The sequence below is a fragment of the Pseudoalteromonas sp. APAL1 genome, assembly GCF_021532475.1.
In the GTDB taxonomy this organism is placed as follows: Bacteria; Pseudomonadota; Gammaproteobacteria; order Enterobacterales; family Alteromonadaceae; genus Pseudoalteromonas; species Pseudoalteromonas lipolytica_C.
This window is the reverse complement of the sequence record NZ_JAKGAW010000011.1, coordinates 78,961-96,440: the sequence shown is the minus strand read 5'-3', so window position 1 is coordinate 96,440 and position 17,480 is coordinate 78,961. Positions and strand designations below refer to the sequence as shown.

The 17,480-nt window shown below is 41.4% G+C and carries 17 protein-coding genes; 5 read left to right on the top strand and 12 right to left on the bottom strand.

Annotation, left to right across the window (positions count from 1 at the left end; all coding sequences use genetic code 11):
- Positions 1 to 3 precede the first annotated feature (3 nt).
- Positions 4 to 1,578, top strand: a complete 1,575-nt coding sequence (locus L1264_RS07800; RefSeq protein ID WP_199527379.1) for a methyl-accepting chemotaxis protein — start codon at positions 4 to 6, stop codon at positions 1,576 to 1,578.
- A 155-nt stretch (positions 1,579 to 1,733) separates the two neighbouring features.
- Here L1264_RS07800 and L1264_RS07795 read toward each other — a convergent pair whose 3' ends face one another.
- The 5 genes from L1264_RS07795 to rplU form a co-directional block, all read right to left on the bottom strand.
- Positions 1,734 to 2,111: a DUF3718 domain-containing protein gene (locus tag L1264_RS07795; RefSeq protein WP_135926124.1), complete on the bottom strand. Its 378-nt coding sequence runs from the start codon at positions 2,109 to 2,111 to the stop codon at positions 1,734 to 1,736.
- A gap of 79 nt (positions 2,112 to 2,190) precedes the next feature.
- Positions 2,191 to 2,670, bottom strand: a complete 480-nt coding sequence (gene folA / locus L1264_RS07790) for a type 3 dihydrofolate reductase (RefSeq protein WP_135926317.1) — start codon at positions 2,668 to 2,670, stop codon at positions 2,191 to 2,193.
- A 79-nt stretch (positions 2,671 to 2,749) separates the two neighbouring features.
- A complete protein-coding gene (gene cgtA / locus L1264_RS07785) occupies positions 2,750 to 3,904 on the bottom strand; it encodes an Obg family GTPase CgtA (protein ID WP_135926125.1) in 1,155 nt (384 codons plus the stop codon).
- A 154-nt stretch (positions 3,905 to 4,058) separates the two neighbouring features.
- Positions 4,059 to 4,316, bottom strand: coding sequence for a 50S ribosomal protein L27 (rpmA, locus tag L1264_RS07780; protein WP_054551015.1), 258 nt, complete (start codon positions 4,314 to 4,316; stop codon positions 4,059 to 4,061).
- Positions 4,317 to 4,332: 16 nt separating this feature from the next.
- Positions 4,333 to 4,644 carry a 50S ribosomal protein L21 gene (gene rplU, locus L1264_RS07775; RefSeq protein ID WP_036965957.1) on the bottom strand — a complete coding sequence of 104 codons (312 nt, stop codon included), beginning with the start codon at positions 4,642 to 4,644 and terminating at the stop codon, positions 4,333 to 4,335.
- A gap of 410 nt (positions 4,645 to 5,054) precedes the next feature.
- On the opposite strand from rplU, the gene ispB reads away from it, so the two are divergent.
- Positions 5,055 to 6,026 carry an octaprenyl diphosphate synthase gene (ispB, locus tag L1264_RS07770; protein ID WP_235403856.1) on the top strand — a complete coding sequence of 324 codons (972 nt, stop codon included), beginning with the start codon at positions 5,055 to 5,057 and terminating at the stop codon, positions 6,024 to 6,026.
- Between the two features lie 105 nt (positions 6,027 to 6,131).
- Here ispB and mdh read toward each other — a convergent pair whose 3' ends face one another.
- A complete protein-coding gene (gene mdh, locus L1264_RS07765) occupies positions 6,132 to 7,067 on the bottom strand; it encodes a malate dehydrogenase (protein WP_138557013.1) in 936 nt (311 codons plus the stop codon).
- Positions 7,068 to 7,293: 226 nt separating this feature from the next.
- Here mdh and argR point away from each other — a divergent pair, with 226 nt between their 5' ends.
- Entirely contained in the window at positions 7,294 to 7,761 is a 468-nt protein-coding gene (gene argR, locus L1264_RS07760) for a transcriptional regulator ArgR (protein ID WP_138557014.1), read from the top strand.
- On the opposite strand, the gene L1264_RS07755 is transcribed toward argR, so the two are convergent.
- The 6 genes from L1264_RS07755 to L1264_RS07730 all read right to left on the bottom strand — a co-directional run bounded on the left by L1264_RS07755 (position 7,758) and on the right by L1264_RS07730 (position 14,398).
- Positions 7,758 to 8,657, bottom strand: a complete 900-nt coding sequence (locus tag L1264_RS07755) for a Dyp-type peroxidase (protein ID WP_135926128.1) — start codon at positions 8,655 to 8,657, stop codon at positions 7,758 to 7,760. The two genes, argR and L1264_RS07755, sit on opposite strands and share 4 nt — an antisense overlap.
- A 61-nt stretch (positions 8,658 to 8,718) precedes the next feature.
- A complete protein-coding gene (locus L1264_RS07750) occupies positions 8,719 to 9,762 on the bottom strand; it encodes an ABC transporter ATP-binding protein (RefSeq protein WP_199527360.1) in 1,044 nt (347 codons plus the stop codon).
- Positions 9,759 to 11,393, bottom strand: coding sequence for an ABC transporter permease (locus tag L1264_RS07745; RefSeq protein ID WP_199527359.1), 1,635 nt, complete (start codon positions 11,391 to 11,393; stop codon positions 9,759 to 9,761). Before L1264_RS07745 ends, L1264_RS07750 begins: the two co-directional genes overlap by 4 nt.
- 71 nt (positions 11,394 to 11,464) lie before the next feature.
- Entirely contained in the window at positions 11,465 to 12,469 is a 1,005-nt protein-coding gene (locus L1264_RS07740) for a Fe(3+) ABC transporter substrate-binding protein (protein ID WP_138557017.1), read from the bottom strand.
- Between the two features lie 838 nt (positions 12,470 to 13,307).
- Positions 13,308 to 13,949, bottom strand: coding sequence for a tRNA-uridine aminocarboxypropyltransferase (locus L1264_RS07735; protein WP_135926318.1), 642 nt, complete (start codon positions 13,947 to 13,949; stop codon positions 13,308 to 13,310).
- A 131-nt stretch (positions 13,950 to 14,080) separates the two neighbouring features.
- Positions 14,081 to 14,398, bottom strand: coding sequence for a hypothetical protein (locus L1264_RS07730; RefSeq protein WP_135926132.1), 318 nt, complete (start codon positions 14,396 to 14,398; stop codon positions 14,081 to 14,083).
- A 44-nt stretch (positions 14,399 to 14,442) separates the two neighbouring features.
- On the opposite strand from L1264_RS07730, the gene L1264_RS07725 reads away from it, so the two are divergent.
- Both L1264_RS07725 and L1264_RS07720 read left to right on the top strand, forming a co-directional pair.
- Positions 14,443 to 14,793, top strand: a complete 351-nt coding sequence (locus L1264_RS07725) for a DUF5522 domain-containing protein (protein WP_135926133.1) — start codon at positions 14,443 to 14,445, stop codon at positions 14,791 to 14,793.
- Between the two features lie 184 nt (positions 14,794 to 14,977).
- Positions 14,978 to 17,410, top strand: a complete 2,433-nt coding sequence (locus tag L1264_RS07720) for a TonB-dependent receptor (RefSeq protein WP_199527358.1) — start codon at positions 14,978 to 14,980, stop codon at positions 17,408 to 17,410.
- The last annotated feature ends 70 nt before the right edge of the window (positions 17,411 to 17,480 follow it).

Here is a 17,480-nt window from a genome sequence, read left to right as displayed (position 1 = left end):
GCTATGTTTATTGCGTTATCTGCGATAGCTTTACTTGGCTTACAATCTTTACGCCATGCCAGCGAAAGCGACAACATCGCGCGTATCAACCAGCTCATGAAGAGCACCACCAATATTGTTGAGCAATTTGAGTTGATGGTTAAAAACAATCAACTCGAAGAAGCACAAGCAAAACAACTCGCTATTCAGGTGCTTCGTGAAAATAAATACCACGAATCAGAATATGTTTATGTTGTCGACAACAACTTAGATTTTGTTGCGACTCCTCACGACCCTGAACTGCACGGCACCAGCTTTAACGATTTTAAAGATGCCAGTGGCAACAGCATCGGCCGTATGGTCGAAAACCTCGTGGGTAATACAACCAATAAAATCATCACCTATCACTGGGATTCAGTGCGAGATGGAGAAACCGTTGATTTAACCTCTGTAGTACAAAAAACACCGCTGTTTGGCTGGTATGTTGGTACAGGTATTAGCGCCAAGGAAGTTGATGAACGTTATTGGAATACCGCAAAGTGGTTGCTGGGTTTATCAATGCTCATCACTATTGCACTTACTTTTGCTATTGCTCGCTTTGGCTCATCACTCACCAATGCCTTAGGCGGCGAAATTGACGAAGTAATCGGTATTGTTAAAAACGTTTCTCGCGGCAACTTAAACTCACATATTCGCCAAGATGCCCCACCTGAAAGCATTATTGCTGCTATGCATTACATGCAGCAAGGCTTACGTGGCGTTGTGGACGGTATAAAAGGCGTTACAGATAGCCTAAAGAACCAAAGTGTTGATAACGAATCACGCTCTGTTGAGCTCGATAAACTTACTCGTAGCCTCAACGAAGAAACTCAAATGGTTGCTTCTGCTATCACTGAGTTAACAGCTTCGGCGCAAACAGTTGTTGAACATGCAGAACAAGCGGCCTACTCAGTGCAAGAGGCGGAGCAACAAGGTCAAAGTGCCAGCCACTTAACCAGCGAGGCTGCTGACACTATCGCGCTTTTAGAGCAACAAATTGACAGCGCTGGTAATAATATTCAAGTGCTTGATGATGAAGTAAATAACATCGCAAATGTGCTCAGCGTTATTCAAGGTATTGCTGAGCAAACTAACTTACTTGCGCTTAATGCGGCAATAGAAGCTGCGCGCGCCGGCGAACAAGGGCGAGGCTTTGCTGTGGTTGCCGACGAAGTTCGCGGACTTGCTCAGCGCACACAAACCAGCACAGAAGAAATACGTAATATGATTGGCAAGTTACAAGCAGCAACTCAGGATGCCAAATCTGCTGTCTCGCTAAGTATTTCAACCAGTGAACAAACCGTGCAAAAATCCACAAAAGCCAATGATGAGTTAAAGCGTGTTGCCAGCTCACTAAGTGCCATAGCACAAATGAGCGACCAAATCGCAATTGCCGCTAAAGAACAGCTCGATGCAGGCGAAGACACTGCCAAACGTATCGTTATCATCTCTGATACAGCATCACAAACGGCAGATGTTTCTAATCAAGCGCACACAGCAACTGATCTAATTAAAGGTCTAACAACTGATTTAGAAAAGGAAACTGATAAGTTTAGTTAACAATTAAAAACACGAATGTTGACTAAAGCCTAGCCTATCGCTGGGCTTACTCTTTTTATTGTCTCAGCATGATTAAGCATTATTACGTATTGGCATAATACAAATAAAAAAACCGCACTCTGTGCGGTTTTTTCAAAATCTGTTTACTTTTAGTATTAAAGACCTGCGCGGTCCTTAATAACAGCGATTAGTGGTGAACCACCATGGCCATTTGCTTCAGCCCATGCGATGTCAGCACCATCTTCTAAAGAGCTTTTTGATAAGTTCTTAACAATGTACTCACCAGTATCAGCAGCACCGCTCTCGATAGCATGACGAAGCATATTATTACCATTACATTTTACAGCGTCAAAAATGTTACGAATTTTAACACGTGAGCTCTTAAGCTTATCACGTAAACGGTTTTTATCATCTGCCGCGATATATTCACAGATAGATACAGCTAATTGGTCATCAGCTTTCGCTGGTGCGGTATACGCAACCGAAGCCGAAACAACTGCCGCCACGAGTAATAAGTTAGATAACTTCATCATATTTTGCCCTTATGCAATACTTTCTTCGTAGAAATATCGGGCATTATTATACCAACCAATTAGTTTTACCGCAATAATGTTACGAATTTTTATACAGGGTTACAAAGGTATACGAATAAGGGTTTTTGTTATCAGGCTGATGCTGTTCTTGCTCAGCAACCGTCCAATTAGCAACACTTTCGTAATCTGGAAACTGAGTGTCACCTTCAACTTCAAGATCGATGAACGTTAAATATAATCGCTCAGCCTGAGGTAAAAACTGTTCGTAGATATTTCCGCCACCAATAATCATGACTTCTTCAACATCAGCGACTAATGCCAACGCTGCCTCAGGCGAAGTGACTACCTCAATGCCTTGTGCACTGTAATCTGCATTACGAGTAATAATAATATTTTGACGGCCAGGTAATGGACGACCAATTGATTCAAACGTTTTACGCCCCATGATCACCGGCTTTGCCATGGTTACTTTTTTAAAGTGTTGCAGATCGGCAGGTAAATGCCATGGCATTTGGTTGTCTTGACCTATTACTCGGTTATTTGCCATAGCAGCAATCATTGAAATTTTCACACTAAACCTTAATACTTTTTTCTTATTAATAAAAAAGGAGCGCATGGCTCCTTTTCAGTTTCAAATTTTATCGTTGGTAGATAACTTCTACATCGTAGTCATCATCGTCCCAGTCGTCATCCCAATCATCATCGTCTTGAGATGTTGCTTTCTGATGGTAAGTATCCCACTTAAATTCAACTTCTTCTTTCTCTTCTTCAGCAAATTTTTCTTTCGGCATACTATCAAGCAGCGCCATGATGTCATGACATAATGCTTGGGTATTTTGCTTATTTGCTGCAGAGATGCGGTAAACATTAGTTTCTTCACCTAGCTCTTGAGCAATCTCATTACATAGCGCTTCGGCTTCATCTTCCGGCAATAAATCAATCTTATTGAAAACTAACCAACGCGGCTTTTCTGCAAGTTTAGGGCTGTATTGGTGCAGCTCGTTAATAATTGCAAAGGCATTATCAACAGGGTTGGTGCCATCAACTGGCATAATATCAATAATGTGTAGTAATACACGACAACGCTCTAAGTGCTTTAAGAAGCGAATACCAAGCCCTGCACCTTCTGAAGCCCCTTCAATAAGACCTGGAATATCAGCAATCACAAATGATTTATTTGCATCAGGACGAACCACGCCTAAGTTAGGAATTAGCGTCGTAAACGGATAATCCGCCACTTTTGGTTTCGCTGCTGAAACACTGCGAATAAACGTTGATTTTCCGGCATTTGGTAAGCCAAGTAAGCCAACATCTGCAAGTAACATTAACTCTAAACGTAGGCTGCGAACTTCACCAGGTGTACCTAGTGTCTTTTGACGTGGTGCACGGTTAGTACTTGATTTAAAACGTGCATTTCCCAAGCCATGGAAACCACCTTTCGCAACTACAATTTTTTGACCATGTTTAGTTAAATCACCTAGTGACTCTTCAGTGTCAACGTCAGTGATACGCGTACCTACAGGTACTTTAAGCGTCAAATCAGCGCCCTTTTTACCTGTCATGTTACGGCTTTGGCCATTTGTGCCGCGCTCTGCTTTATGAAAACGCTCAAATTGATAGTCAATTAAGGTATTTAAGTTTTCATCGGCTTGTAGATAAACGCTGCCGCCATCGCCGCCATCGCCGCCATCAGGACCGCCGTCTGGTACATATTTTTCACGTCGGAAAGATACGACACCGCTGCCGCCATCACCCGCGTCACAACGAATTTCTACTTCATCTACAAACTTCATGATTACTCACTTTAAGATTGGCTTGTTAATAACTCTATTATATACCTAAGCCCTTCTGATTGCAGGCTTAGCTTAGATATATATTTACACGCCTTATTATTTGCCTTAAAACAAAAAACCCCGCAAAGGCGGGGTTTTTCAAATATCGAGATGATTACTCAGCTACGATATTTACGTATTTACGGTTTAAAGGACCTTTCTGTTCGAATTGAACTTTACCATCTGCTTTTGCGAAGATAGTGTGGTCTTTACCGATACCTACGTTTGCGCCAGCGTGGAAACGAGTACCACGTTGACGAACAATGATGCTACCCGCTAGAACTGATTCGCCACCAAAACGCTTAACACCTAGGCGTTTGCTTTCTGAATCGCGACCGTTACGAGTACTACCAGCTGCTTTTTTATGTGCCATTTCTCAGTACCTCTAATTAAGCGCTAATGCCAGTGATTTTAACTTCAGTGAACCATTGACGATGGCCCATTTGCTTACGAGAATGCTTACGACGTCTAAATTTAACAATCTTCACTTTCTCACCGCGACCGTGTGAAACAACCTCAGCTGTTACTTTACCACCGTTTACGAACGGTACACCGATCTCGATTTTCTCACCATCAGCAACTAAAAGTACTGAATCAAATTCAACTGCTGCACCAGTTTCAACGTCTAATTTTTCAAGACGAATTGTTTGACCTTCAGTCACACGGTGCTGTTTACCACCACTTTGGAAAACCGCGTACATAATTAACTCCGTCTGTGCGCCCTCAAATCGACGCAACTAAAATATTCTTCAATAGGGCGCGAAGTTTACGCTAATGCGCAAAAACTAGCAAGCCTCTTTTGCTATAAAATGAATAAAAAATAGCTGCATTGAGAGCAATTCAATATTTTTCCTTATTCTATCCTAAAAACACCGTATGCCAAGCGGTTTTTACGATCTCATGACAATTAAATTAACACGTCAAAAGCGCCGTTAAATAAATGCAAGCATGTTTACTATTCAACCAAACAACTACAATTAACTGTTCAAATTTGATTTAAAATAAAAAACTTTACAGTGTTTTTTTACTGAATCAGCACAAAATATCGAGCAAGTGCTTTTTTTGTTGTACAATCAGCCTCGTATACCCATAAATATTGGCTCGGAGATCAATGGATATAAAAGCTATCCAGACGTTAATCGATCATGAGATGAATGACGTCAATCAACTTATACATGCCCAAATGCGCTCAGATGTCGCATTGGTCAAGCAACTCGGTTTATATATAGTAAACAGCGGTGGTAAGCGTGTTCGCCCTATGTTGGCCATTTTAGCAGCAAAAGCTTTAGGCTATGAAGGTAAAGACCACATTACACTGGCCACTATCATCGAATTTATTCACACTGCAACTTTACTGCATGATGATGTTGTTGATGAGTCACATTTACGTCGTGGTACGCCTACAGCAAATGCTGAGTTTGGCAATGCCGCTAGCGTGCTAGTTGGTGATTTTATTTACACACGCTCATTTCAGTTGATGGTTGGTCTTGGTAAAATGCCAATCATGGAAATTTTAGCTGATGCAACGAATGTCATTGCTGAAGGTGAAGTATTACAGCTAATGAACTGTAACGATCCTGACACCACAGAACAAAGCTATATGCAGGTCATTTACAGCAAAACAGCTAAGTTATTTGAAGCAGCAACTGGCCTTGCAGCAATTATCACTGAACAAGATGATAAAACGCTTGAGGCATTAAACCTTTATGGCATGCATTTAGGAACAGCCTTTCAGCTTGTTGATGATGTGCTTGATTACAACGCCGATGCTGAGCAACTTGGTAAAAATATTGGTGATGATTTAGCCGAGGGTAAACCTACCTTACCGCTTATTTATGCCATGCAAAAAGGCACGCCAGAGCAAATCAAGCTCGTTCGTGAAGCAATTGAACTTGGCAATGGTATGGATCACCTAGACAGTATTCTTGAGGCGTTAGCTGATACCAAAGCACTTGAGTTTACAATGCAAAAGGCAGAGCAAGAGGCAGATAAAGCCATCGCCTGTATTGCATTTTTACCAGAAACGCCATACAAGCAAGCATTAGAGAGCTTGGCACGCATCGCCGTTGCCCGCGATCATTAAACTCTATTTATTCGAGCCATTAAAAAAGCCTGCATATGCAGGCTTTTTTGTTTTAGGTGCTTTATTTGTTTTAGGTGCTTTAATAGCACCTATCATCTATCGGAATTAACCGTTGATGAAATCAACACCTTCTTGGATGTCTTTATTAAGCGTTTCAAGCATGTCGTTTTTAGCTTGCTCTTCGAAAGCGCTTAATTCACCGTAAGAAAGAATTTCTTCAACACCGTTCTTACCTAAACGTACTGGGTGTGCAAAGTATGCTGCGTCACCGTTTTCAACTGCAACGTATGCGTAATCAACCACTTCTTCACCTTGTAAGCCTTTAACTAAAGACATACAGAAACGTGCTGCTGCTGCACCCATTGAAAGAGTCGCTGAACCGCCACCCGCTTTAGCGTTAACAACTTCAGTACCTGCGTTTTGGATACGTGGAGTTAATGCTGCCACTTCTTCGTCAGTGAAAGTAACACCTTCAACTTGAGATAGAAGAGGAAGGATTGTTGTGCCTGAGTGACCACCGATCACTGGAACTTTAACGTCAGTAGCGCTTAAACCTTTAAGTTCAGCAACAAATGCTTCTGAACGGATCACGTCAAGTGTTGTGATACCGAATACACGGCCAGCATCGTAAGTACCCGCTTTTTTGAATACTTCAGCAACGATTGGCACAGTGCCGTTTACTGGGTTAGTAATGATACCAACTAACGCTTTAGGACAGTTTTTAACGATGCCTTCAGCTAATGTTTTGATGATACCTGCGTTTACGTTGAAAAGGTCCGCACGGTCCATACCCGGCTTACGCGGCATACCCGCTGGGATAAGAACGATATCACAACCAACTAAAGCATCGTCTAGGTTATCAGCACCGAAACCTTCAACTTTAACGTCTGTTGGGATGTGAGAAAGATCAACCGCTACACCAGGAACAACAGGGGCAACATCGTATAATGATAATTCAGAACCTGCAGGTAAACTTGTTTTTAATAATAAAGACAATGCTTGGCCGATACCGCCAGCTGCGCCTAAAACAGCAACTTTCATTGGAATTCTCCGTAATTTGAGGTAGGAAATATTTGTGGCCCTAAAGATAATGAAATTAGCGACTAAAAACAAATTTATCCTGCTTATTTCGCGTATAATTTCGACCATAGTTGTAAACTATACTGTAAACACACAGCATTTAGGGCGAGAAATGTAAACTAGTACTGCATAAGTATGCAGAGTTGTGTAGAATTACTTCACGTTTTATGACTACAGATACGGCAACATGCAACCACAAGACAAACAAGAAGCACTAATCAAAGCGTTCAAAGCGCTATTAAAAGAAGAAAACTTCGGCTCACAAGGTGAGATTGTCGAAGCATTAAAAGATCAAGGCTTCGACAACATAAGCCAAAGTAAAGTCTCTCGCATGTTAAGTAAGTTTGGCGCGGTACGCACCCGTAATGCAAAACAAGAAATGGTGTATTGCTTACCCGCTGAAATGGGAGTACCAACAGCGAAAAGCCCATTGCGTCAACTCGTTATCGATATTATGCATAACGAAATGATGATTATTATTCGTACCAGCCCAGGTGCAGCACAACTTATCGCGCGCTTACTAGACTCATTAGGTAAAGCTGATGGGGTACTTGGTACAATTGCAGGTGACGACACAATTTTTATCGCTCCTGCAAAGATTTCTGAAATAGATGTCACGCTTGATCGCGTGCGCACTTTATTCGATACAGTTTAAAGCTGCTTCAAAAAGTTTACTGACGGGGCGAAAAACGCCGACCCCATATCGGCTTGAGTAAAATCAAGCCAATGGTCGTAGCAATCGCCCTGCCCCAAGCGACTCTTTAATACCTGCTCAAACGCATCACCTTGCGCGGCACATGACACCATTAAAATACCCTGCTTATGAACATCACCAAACGGCATGCTCTGATTAAGTATCAACGGCTGGCCATTTTCATCTTTTAGTTCACTACGAACTGCATGACTAGTTTCGAGTGCAGGCATAATTAAGGTGTTATCAAGCCGAGTACGCCCCATAATTTGCTCTTGCTCTGATAACGACAAATGTTGCCAAACACTTAAATCGTGCACAAAGCGCTGAACATGAATGTAGCTGCCTTGATCTTCAAAATGCCCCGGTCTGTCTATCAATGCCGTACTGCGTTTTTGTCTACCATGAGGGGTGTCACCCGCATAAATAAAGCCGTTAAAGTCGCGGCCATCTAAAAAACGAAAGTTACGCACTTGCTCCACAAGCTCTACATCTGGCGTAAATAATTTCAGGATCTGTAGGGCAAAAAGATGATTAACATCTTCACGGTCTGAACGAATTTGAACAAATAAATCAAATGGCTGTGCACTCATAACATGTTCACTATGAGTCACATTAGGAAAGCTTTGTAATTGACTTGGAATAAACTCAGGCAAAATATGCGGCCAATATTGCGCACCAAGCGCAACCACGCACGACAGCATGGCTTCTGAGAACTGATCCGCAAACTCATCTTGAATGACGCTCACGCGTTTTAGCTTTTTACGTAATGACTCGTCATGGCCATCATAAACATTAAAAAACAGGTGCAAACCATGTAAGTTTGCTTCAGCACAAATCCCAGATTGCGCTTGCGCCATAGTGAATCCTTAGCTTCTCGTTATTTGCACCTAGCCAAGAATTCAAGATTGTTAAGCAGTACTAATCATGAAAAAAATTGACTGTGTGCGGCATTATTTTTATTTTTACAGGCTGCTCAACTGCAAACACGCGGTCTTGCTCTGCAGCGACTTCACACTCCTGCCCCGCTATATTCACACGATAAACATAACGTGTGCCTATAAAGCGTCTGTGCAAAATTGTCAGGCTATTTTCATCACTCTGATCAGCTTCACATAACTGAATATAATGAGGCCGTACATAAACTTGCCCTTGTTTGTGAGCACTGTTATTTACTGTGAGTGAATGTATTACACCAAACGCCGTTTCGTATTCAGTTGGCGTTAAGACTTTCGCCGTTAAGTATATGCCTGTACCAAGAAACTCTGCAACCTCCTTTGAGTTAGGTTGGCTAAATAACTGTTCTGATGAGCCTTGTTGGGCTATTTTTCCACCATGCATTACAGCCAAGGTGTCAGCAAACGCAAACGCCTCTTCCTTCGAATGGGTAACAAACACTGCTGATACTTGCTGAGCTTTAATGATACGGCGGATGTCGGCAATTAACTCAAAGCGAACCTGCGTATCGATATTAGAAAATGGCTCATCAAGTAATAACAAGCTGGGTTTATAAGCAAGCGCACGAGCAATTGCAACACGCTGTTGTTGACCACCTGATAATTGATGCGGATAACGTTCTGCACAGCCAGTTAACTTAACTAAGCTCAGCATTTCATCCACGCGCTCACGCTTTTGCGACTTACTCATATTGGTTAAACCAAATGCAATATTGTCGCTCACCGATAAGTGAGGAAATAACGCGTAATCTTGAAACATCATGCCAATATTACGTTTTTCTGGTGCAACAAAATGCTTGTCGTCATTAACGACAAGCGAATCAATGCTCATAAAACCTTGTGAGGGCTCTATAATTCCGGCAATCGCTTTTAAAGTCGTTGTTTTACCGCAACCACTTGCCCCAAGCAGGCAAACGATTTCGTCTTGTTCAACATTCAAATTAAGCGCATCCAATACCTTAGTGCCATTGTATTGATAAGCTAAATTTTTAATTATCAAATGACTCATGAATGATTTTGCTCCATCGAACGATTAACGAAATACAAAGGAATAAGCCCGACTAACACAATAAACAGGGCTGAGATAGACGCTAACTCTAACTGCTCATCACTAACATATTGAAAAACATGAGTTGCAAGAGTTTCAAAATTAAACGGTCGTAATAACAAGGCCGCGGGTAGCTCTTTCATACATTCAATAAATACCAGAAGCCCAGCGGTTAAAATGCCGCGTTTAAGTAAAGGCAGATGTACTTTATACAAGGTTTGAAATGCACTTTTACCCATAGATTGACTTGCCATATCAAGAGAAGGGCTAATACGTAAAAAGCTGCTTTCAAGGGCGCCATGTGCAATCGCGTAAAAGCGCACAATATACGCAAAAATCATCGCAAATAATGTCCCACTCAGAAGTAAACCCGGCGATAAACCTATTGGTTCAAGCCATTGATTAAGTGCATCATCAATTTGTGTTAGTGGTAACAATACCGCAATCGCCAGTACCGTACCCGGTAGCGCATAACCCGTACTTGCTAAACGCCCCGGAATGAGTGGATACGCTTGTTTAGCAATACGCTGATAAAACAGTACCAACAAGCTAAGAAGGATTGTCACTAGGCTGACAGCAATGGCGACTTTAAAGCTCTGCCAAGCATAATTAAAAAATGCCCCATTCCATGCTTCATCCGCATAAACAATGGCGTATTTAACAAGCACTCCAACTGGCAAGACAAAAGCAAGTACCAACACAACTGTGCAGACTAAACTTGCAGCCCATGCTGTGCTACCTTTAAAGCGATATAAAGTTGCGCTGTTAATGCTCGACTGGCGTTCATACACAGCTTGATTACGACGACTAAAGCGCTCAACCATAATAGTGAGAAACAAAATAAGCAGCATAATGCCTGATATTTTTGCCGCAGCGGTTAATGAATAATAGCCAAGCCAGGTATCGTAAACAGCGGTCGTTAGTGTGCTCACTGCAAAGTAATTAACAGTGGCAAAATCAGCCATAGCTTCCATACTGATTAACGTAACTCCTGCCACAATCGCCCCTCGACCAAGCGGTAAACTTACCCGTAAAAAGCTTTGTAATGGCGATAACCCCATTAACTGACTAGCTTGCACTAATTTAAAAGATTGCTCTCTTAAGGCCGTTTTAAAAATAAGATAAAGATACGGATACAGCACTAATGCAATCATAATAATTGCACCCGGCAAAGTTCGAATATCAAAAAACCAATAATCATCGGGTGACTGCCAATCAAACCAGTCCCTGAGCGCAATTTGCACAGGCCCAGCATAATCAAGTAAGTCCGTATAAACATAAGCAATGAGATAAGTTGGCATTGCCAAAGGCAGCATCAGTGCCCATTCAAAGTGTTTTCGACCAGGAAATTCACAGTACGCAGTCAACCACGCAAGCGGCAGCGCAATAACACAGCTCAATAGCCCAACCCCAGCTATGAGTACAAGGGTATTACGCGTGTAGTCCCACAAAACAGTATCGAATAAATGCTGAAAGACATCCGAACCACCTTGCAGAGATTCAAACAATAAAAAACCTAGCGGCGTAACAAGTAGCAAACCGATTAGCCAAGCCAATACTTGCCAACGCGACAACGAAAACTTCACATGCATAAGTGGATTAATACCAGATAAAATAAAAGCTGTTAAAAAACAGCTTTTATAAAAGACGAGGAAAAACCTCGTTATAAGTCAAACTTTACTTCGTCAATAAGCTTTAACGCAACAGGACGGTATTTACTTATTTCATCAAGAGCAAGACTATCTTCTTTAAACTCACCCCATGACGCAACCATCTCAGACAATGCAACCCCTTGCTTTACAGGGTATTCCATATTGACCGAAGCATACATATTTTGCGCTTTATTGTCGGTCATATACTCAATCAGTTTCAAGGCATTTTCCGGATTTTTAGCGTATCGCGTCATAACAACACCCGAAACATTAATATGTGAGCCACGATTGGTTTGGTTTGGAAAGTTAATATTAACCGCTTCAGCCCATGACTTTTGCTGCTCATCTTGCATCATTTTACCAAAATAGTAGCTGTTGCCTAATGCCAGATCACATAATCCTTCTTTCACAGCTTTGACTTGCGCTCTGTCGTTACCTTGTGGCTTACGTGCTAAATTGGCTTTAACGCCCTCTAACCATTGTTTAGTTTTTGTTTCGCCATGGTGCGCAACCATAGAAGCAACTAAACCTAAATTGTATGGATGCTTACCTGAGCGAGTACAGATTTTGCCTTTATATTTGGGATCAGCCAAGTCTTCATAACTTAAATCAGCGAGTGCGCCAACACGCTCTTTTGAAGAGTAAACATTACGAACTCGTTTCGTTAAAGCGATCCATTGGCCATCAGCATCACGAAATGTGCTAGGAACATTTGCATCTATAACATCGCTTTTTATTGATTGAGTTAAGCCAAGATCTTCTAATTGAATAAGTGCGCTAAAGTTTGAAGTAAGCACCAAATCAGCTTTGCTGTGCTTACCTTCACGTTTCACACGTTCAATTAAGCCTTTTTTCGCAAACACCACATTGGTTTTAATACCAGTCTGCTTGGTGAAGTCATCTAAAATTGGCTGAATTAAGAATGGTTGACGAAACGAATAAATATTAACCACATCGGCAGAAAGTGCTGACGTACTCATTAAAGTAGTCAAAATCAGTAAGGCTGTTTTTTTCATTGTTGGCACCTAAATAATAACAATTATCAAAATATTTTACCTATACTCTGCTAAAAGTGCACCCGTTTATATTCCCCCTATAACTTTATGTACTGCCATTTGAGAACTTACTTGTAAGATATATCTCACCTAAATGGCAGTTATTGAGTAAAAAAACTCGAAAAACTGCCCCTAAAAAAGCTTAAAACATTGATAAATAGTGATTTATTATTAATTACAATAATGTAACCGTTATTTTAATTGCGATTTTGACCTATTCGATGCTCACTAATTCCCTATACTTATATACAACAACTAAGCAAGAAGCTTAATGAGTAAACGGATATGGAAGTATTACTCATAAAACCGCGGAATAAGGTTCATTAGGATAAAAAGGAACTAAGGACAGGCTTAGGAAGAGTAACGCAATGGAATGACACACTAAGGACAACATCAGGATGATGTGAAATGGCATAACAACAGGACGTTGTTATACAGGATGTTTCAAAAGTGGATTAAAGGACAGGCCGAAAGGTATCGCAATGGAATTGCTAACATATGGATAGTGTCAGGACGACGCGTAAAGGATAGGTAAAGAAATTACCCGCATGGATGTAAAGGAGTGACAAGGAAACAAGGCTGGAAAGCCTTACATTGCATAGAACCAAAAAGTAAAGTGCAATCGCATGGATAGGCAAAGTTTAGGGAGTTGATTAGATTCAATTGCAGGATGCAAAAAATTAAGAAGATTCCGCAAGCGCGACTAGCAATAGTTCGCGCTTTTCTTTTGCCTGAAAATAGTTATTCCAATCCGCAACAATACTTAATCATTTTGAGGGATTAATTAAGCAAATTAGTATTACTCTGGGCGTCCTTTATTTCGCTTTCCTAGTAAATATGCATCCCTAAACTTTATAAAGTGCGTTTCGAGCTTTTGTGTAGCATCTACTTCACCAGCAAGCGCAAGCACCATTATCGCGACCTCAGCTGTACCAAGTTGATGCTCATGTGGAGCAACTCGTAAACGATAATCTGAAAGCTTTTCTGGGGTAATAGACAATACAGGTAAGTTATCTAAATAAGGGCTTTTGCGAATCATCTTTTTTGCTTCACGCCAAGTACCATCTAAAAAGATAAACAATGGGCGCTTACCTTGCTGTGGCGATACTTCATCGATTACTCGCGTTTCATCTTCAACATCACTCGCCGGAAAAATCACCATTGGCTGATATTGTGGGTCTTGTAATAAGGCTAATAATGCGTGATCAGGTTCTGTTCTGTCCCACTTAAAGGCATAGTTTTCAGGAATAATTTCAGCAATCAAACGCCCTGTATTCGATGGTTTAAAGCTTTCATTATGATACATCAGTAAACACACTGCGGCATTACACTGCGCTTGTTCAACACCTTCACAAATGCAATAGTTTTCAGCTAATAAACAACGCTCACAACGCGTAAGCTTTGCACCTCGTGCTTTAAATTCGCGCCTTGATTCGCTCATTTGCTGTGCGCGAAGCGCTAAAACTGCGTTATTAAAAATATTAGCCACTGTGATTACCGAAAAATTAAACGGCGCACATTGTAGCTAAAATTAATGGTAATAGAAATCTACCATCTAATGATGAGTTATTTTTATACCAAGGCTAACAACCTTACTAATGTCATCTTTGTAAGTTCACCCATTTGTTCATGATTACTTAAAGCATACACAGCACCTTCAACGGCACTCTCATCTATATCTTGTCGAGACTCTAAAACACTGGCCCAAAGCACCAGATCATCAAAATCAATTTCACCATTAATGGCCCGCTCTAGAACTTGGCGAAATACTGTCTTGGTCAATATATATTCACCCTCTTGGCTATCTGGGCAGGCAGCAATTACAGTGATAGCCTCATCCCAAAACTCCCCAAAACAAGCGAACTGACTTAATGCGTGTAATTTATCCATTTGCTATGCTTACCTTTTAAACTGACCGGTTAATCCTTGACTCAATGACAACCCTTACCTGCTCACACTGCGGTGCCTCATTAACATGTCGTGCTGATGATATAAATGCCTGCTGGTGTAACGAACTGCCTGCAATCTTACCTATTAATAATGCAACATCCTGCTTATGTCGTGAGTGTACTATAAAACAGATAAATATCTTTTTATCAAAACTATATGAACAGCCCCTGGCTGAGCAAATAGCCTTTGCGAAACCCTTTTACCAGCATGGTAATTTGATTGAAAACCTCGATTACACATTAGAAAACAACTATATGGTGTTTAGCCGCTGGTTCTTTTTAAAGCGTGGTAAGTGCTGCACCAACGGGTGTACTCATTGTCCCTTCAATGACTAACGACTCCTCACTAGAGTATTTATTCAAATAACGTGAATTTTTTTGCAAATAAGACATGACGAAAAGAATAAAAATACATTATAATTGGATATAAATTCACTAATTCACTCTAGAATTACGCTTAAATTATTAACTTTGTTTAATTTTTGAGCATAAATTTACTACAACATAATCGGAATCAATCATGAACACCTTTAAGCCTGCTCTACTTGCAAGTGCAATTTCTGCGGTTTTAATCAATAGCAATATGGCGTTTGCAGCTGAAGATGCAATAGAAGTTGATAAATCAATTGAAACTATTCAAATCACTGCAACACGACGTGCAGGTTCAGTGCAAGATGCACCGCTTAATATCACAGCCCTAAATGGCGATGTAATTAGCGACCAAAACATTGGTGATCTTGAAGATGTCGCGCGCTGGGTACCAGGCTTAACAATTTCTGATCAAGGTGGCCGTGAAGGTTCTCCGATAATCGTTCGTGGTTTAAACACAAATACCTCTGATCGTATTTCTGATAGTGGCACAGTGGCCACTTATGTTGGTGAAATTCCACTTAGCATCGACTTACGTTTAACTGATGTTGACCGTGTAGAGGTGTTAATTGGTCCACAAGGTACACTTTATGGCGCGGGAACTTTAGGCGGTGCGATCCGTTACTTACTTAAGCAGCCCGATCTAGATCTAACAGAAGGTCAGGTTACAGGCGATGTATTTAGTATCAACGAAAGCGACGGCACCGGCGGTGAGTTTGGCGTGGTATTCAACACTCCGCTTATTGAAGAAAAACTCGCATTTCGTGCCAGCTTAAACTATTACGATAACCCTGGTTACATTGACTATACGCACGTTGTTCAAGAGCCTGGAGTGTCAAACCCGAACCCTGACTTTTCAGACAGCAGCGATGTAAACGCCAACTTAAAAAGCGTAAGCGATGTTAACGACGAGCAAATTACCACAGCACGTTTATCACTGCGTTGGCTTGCAACCGAAGATGTTGATGCAACACTTAACTACTTTTATCAAAAGCAAGAAAATGGCGGTAACTCAACATCGCAATACGGCTCACTTGCTGATAGCAGTGCGCTACAAGGCATCCCAGGAAAGTACGAAAACGTAGCTCGTGTACTTGAGCCTGGCGAAGAAGAAAACGATTTATTAAGCTTAGAAGTAAAAGCAGATCTTGGTTTTGCTGAGCTGGTATCTGCATCTGGTTGGTCTAGCTATGAACAGTCTGGTCAGCGCGATCAAACTGATCTTCTTTACGATATTTGGTCAGGTTATGCCGACTTCCCTTCTTTTGTTGGCTATACACACGACACCTCAGACCGTGATACGTTTACGCAAGAACTTCGTTTAGTTTCAAATAGCAGTAGTGCTTTTAACTGGATTGTAGGTGGCTTCTATAACAAAGTAGAAAGCTACTCAGATGATCGTGAGTACACGCCGGGTCTGACTGAGTACTGGGGTGGCGGCATTCCAAATGTTGAACAAGACCTTGAGTACATTCTAATTTCAGATAGTGAAACCACTGAAAAAGCACTTTTTGGTGAAATCGGCTACAGCATCACAGATCAGTTTGATGTAACTTTGGGTGCTCGTTTTTACGAATACGATGTATCAACAACATCAGGTTCTGCAACACCACTTTACTCAGGGGATTTTGATTCACTCGATAATCTAGTTATGGAAAATGTAAGCGCCAGCGATAACGGAAACTTATTCAAGTTTAATGCTAACTATACATTCGATAATGGTGTGCTTGCTTACTTTACCGTGAGTGAGGGTTTCCGTATTGGTGGTGGTAACGGTATTGCCCCGTGCCCTGATGTACTACCTGAGCAACAAATTGTTTGTGCTCTACCAAACGAAGAAGATTACAAGCCAGATACAACAGTCAACTACGAGCTAGGCTTTAAGTCGTCATGGTTACGTAACCGCCTACACTTCAATGCAGCGCTATTTAATGTTGATTGGAAAGATGCGCAAGTTGGTAGCAGCACTGTAAATGGCCAAGAATTAATTACCTCGAACGCAGGCTCTGCTAATTCTAAAGGTGTTGAACTTTCTACTCGCGCAATGATTGGTGATAACTGGGCAGCGTATGCAACATATGCGTATGCAAAGGCTGAATTAACCGAAGATGCGCCTTACTTATTTGGTGTATTAGGCGACGACCTAGCGCAATACCAAAGCTACTATGATGGTGCTAAAGGCGACCGTTTACCGGGCGCTCCTGAGCATCAATTCTCGTTTGGTCTTCGTTACGAGCAAGATGTCTTAGGTGATAAGTTATTAAGTGTAAACTACGGTATCACAGCGCAAAGCGATGTGATCACCAAAGTAGGCCTAAAAGCAGACGGCGAAGTATTACCTGGTTATGCACTAAGTAACTTATCTGCCAAAATTACTGGTGATATGTGGTCTGCAACGCTTTACGTAGACAACTTATTCGATAAGTACGCATTCACTTCTGTACGTCGTGATAAGTCTTGGGCTGGTATGTCGCAATATGCTGAGCTTAATAAAGAGCTACCTGAGCTACAGCGTGTTTATGGCCACTACACCACCGCGCCTCGTACTATCGGTATGAAGTTTAGCTACAACTTTGAGCTGTAATTAAACATACCCATAAAAGCCTTGCCACTTTTAGGCAGGGCTTTTATTGGGATTGGTATAAGCCTTAAAA

Excerpts from the sequence above, each read along its gene's own strand:
- L1264_RS07725 (WP_135926133.1), top strand. The coding sequence starts at position 14,443 with ATGACAACCCTTACCTGCTCACACTGCGGTGCCTCATTAACATGTCGT.
- L1264_RS07720 (WP_199527358.1), top strand. The coding sequence starts at position 14,978 with ATGAACACCTTTAAGCCTGCTCTACTTGCAAGTGCAATTTCTGCGGTT.
- L1264_RS07740 (WP_138557017.1), bottom strand. The coding sequence starts at position 12,469 with ATGAAAAAAACAGCCTTACTGATTTTGACTACTTTAATGAGTACGTCA.
- cgtA (WP_135926125.1), bottom strand. The coding sequence starts at position 3,904 with ATGAAGTTTGTAGATGAAGTAGAAATTCGTTGTGACGCGGGTGATGGC.
- L1264_RS07745 (WP_199527359.1), bottom strand. The coding sequence starts at position 11,393 with ATGCATGTGAAGTTTTCGTTGTCGCGTTGGCAAGTATTGGCTTGGCTA.
- folA (WP_135926317.1), bottom strand. The coding sequence starts at position 2,670 with ATGATTGCTGCTATGGCAAATAACCGAGTAATAGGTCAAGACAACCAA.
- rpmA (WP_054551015.1), bottom strand. The coding sequence starts at position 4,316 with ATGGCACATAAAAAAGCAGCTGGTAGTACTCGTAACGGTCGCGATTCA.
- L1264_RS07755 (WP_135926128.1), bottom strand. The coding sequence starts at position 8,657 with ATGGCGCAAGCGCAATCTGGGATTTGTGCTGAAGCAAACTTACATGGT.
- mdh (WP_138557013.1), bottom strand. The coding sequence starts at position 7,067 with ATGAAAGTTGCTGTTTTAGGCGCAGCTGGCGGTATCGGCCAAGCATTG.
- L1264_RS07795 (WP_135926124.1), bottom strand. The coding sequence starts at position 2,111 with ATGATGAAGTTATCTAACTTATTACTCGTGGCGGCAGTTGTTTCGGCT.
- L1264_RS07735 (WP_135926318.1), bottom strand. The coding sequence starts at position 13,949 with ATGAGCGAATCAAGGCGCGAATTTAAAGCACGAGGTGCAAAGCTTACG.
- rplU (WP_036965957.1), bottom strand. The coding sequence starts at position 4,644 with ATGTACGCGGTTTTCCAAAGTGGTGGTAAACAGCACCGTGTGACTGAA.
- argR (WP_138557014.1), top strand. The coding sequence starts at position 7,294 with ATGCAACCACAAGACAAACAAGAAGCACTAATCAAAGCGTTCAAAGCG.
- L1264_RS07730 (WP_135926132.1), bottom strand. The coding sequence starts at position 14,398 with ATGGATAAATTACACGCATTAAGTCAGTTCGCTTGTTTTGGGGAGTTT.
- ispB (WP_235403856.1), top strand. The coding sequence starts at position 5,055 with ATGGATATAAAAGCTATCCAGACGTTAATCGATCATGAGATGAATGAC.
- L1264_RS07800 (WP_199527379.1), top strand. The coding sequence starts at position 4 with ATGTTTATTGCGTTATCTGCGATAGCTTTACTTGGCTTACAATCTTTA.
- L1264_RS07750 (WP_199527360.1), bottom strand. The coding sequence starts at position 9,762 with ATGAGTCATTTGATAATTAAAAATTTAGCTTATCAATACAATGGCACT.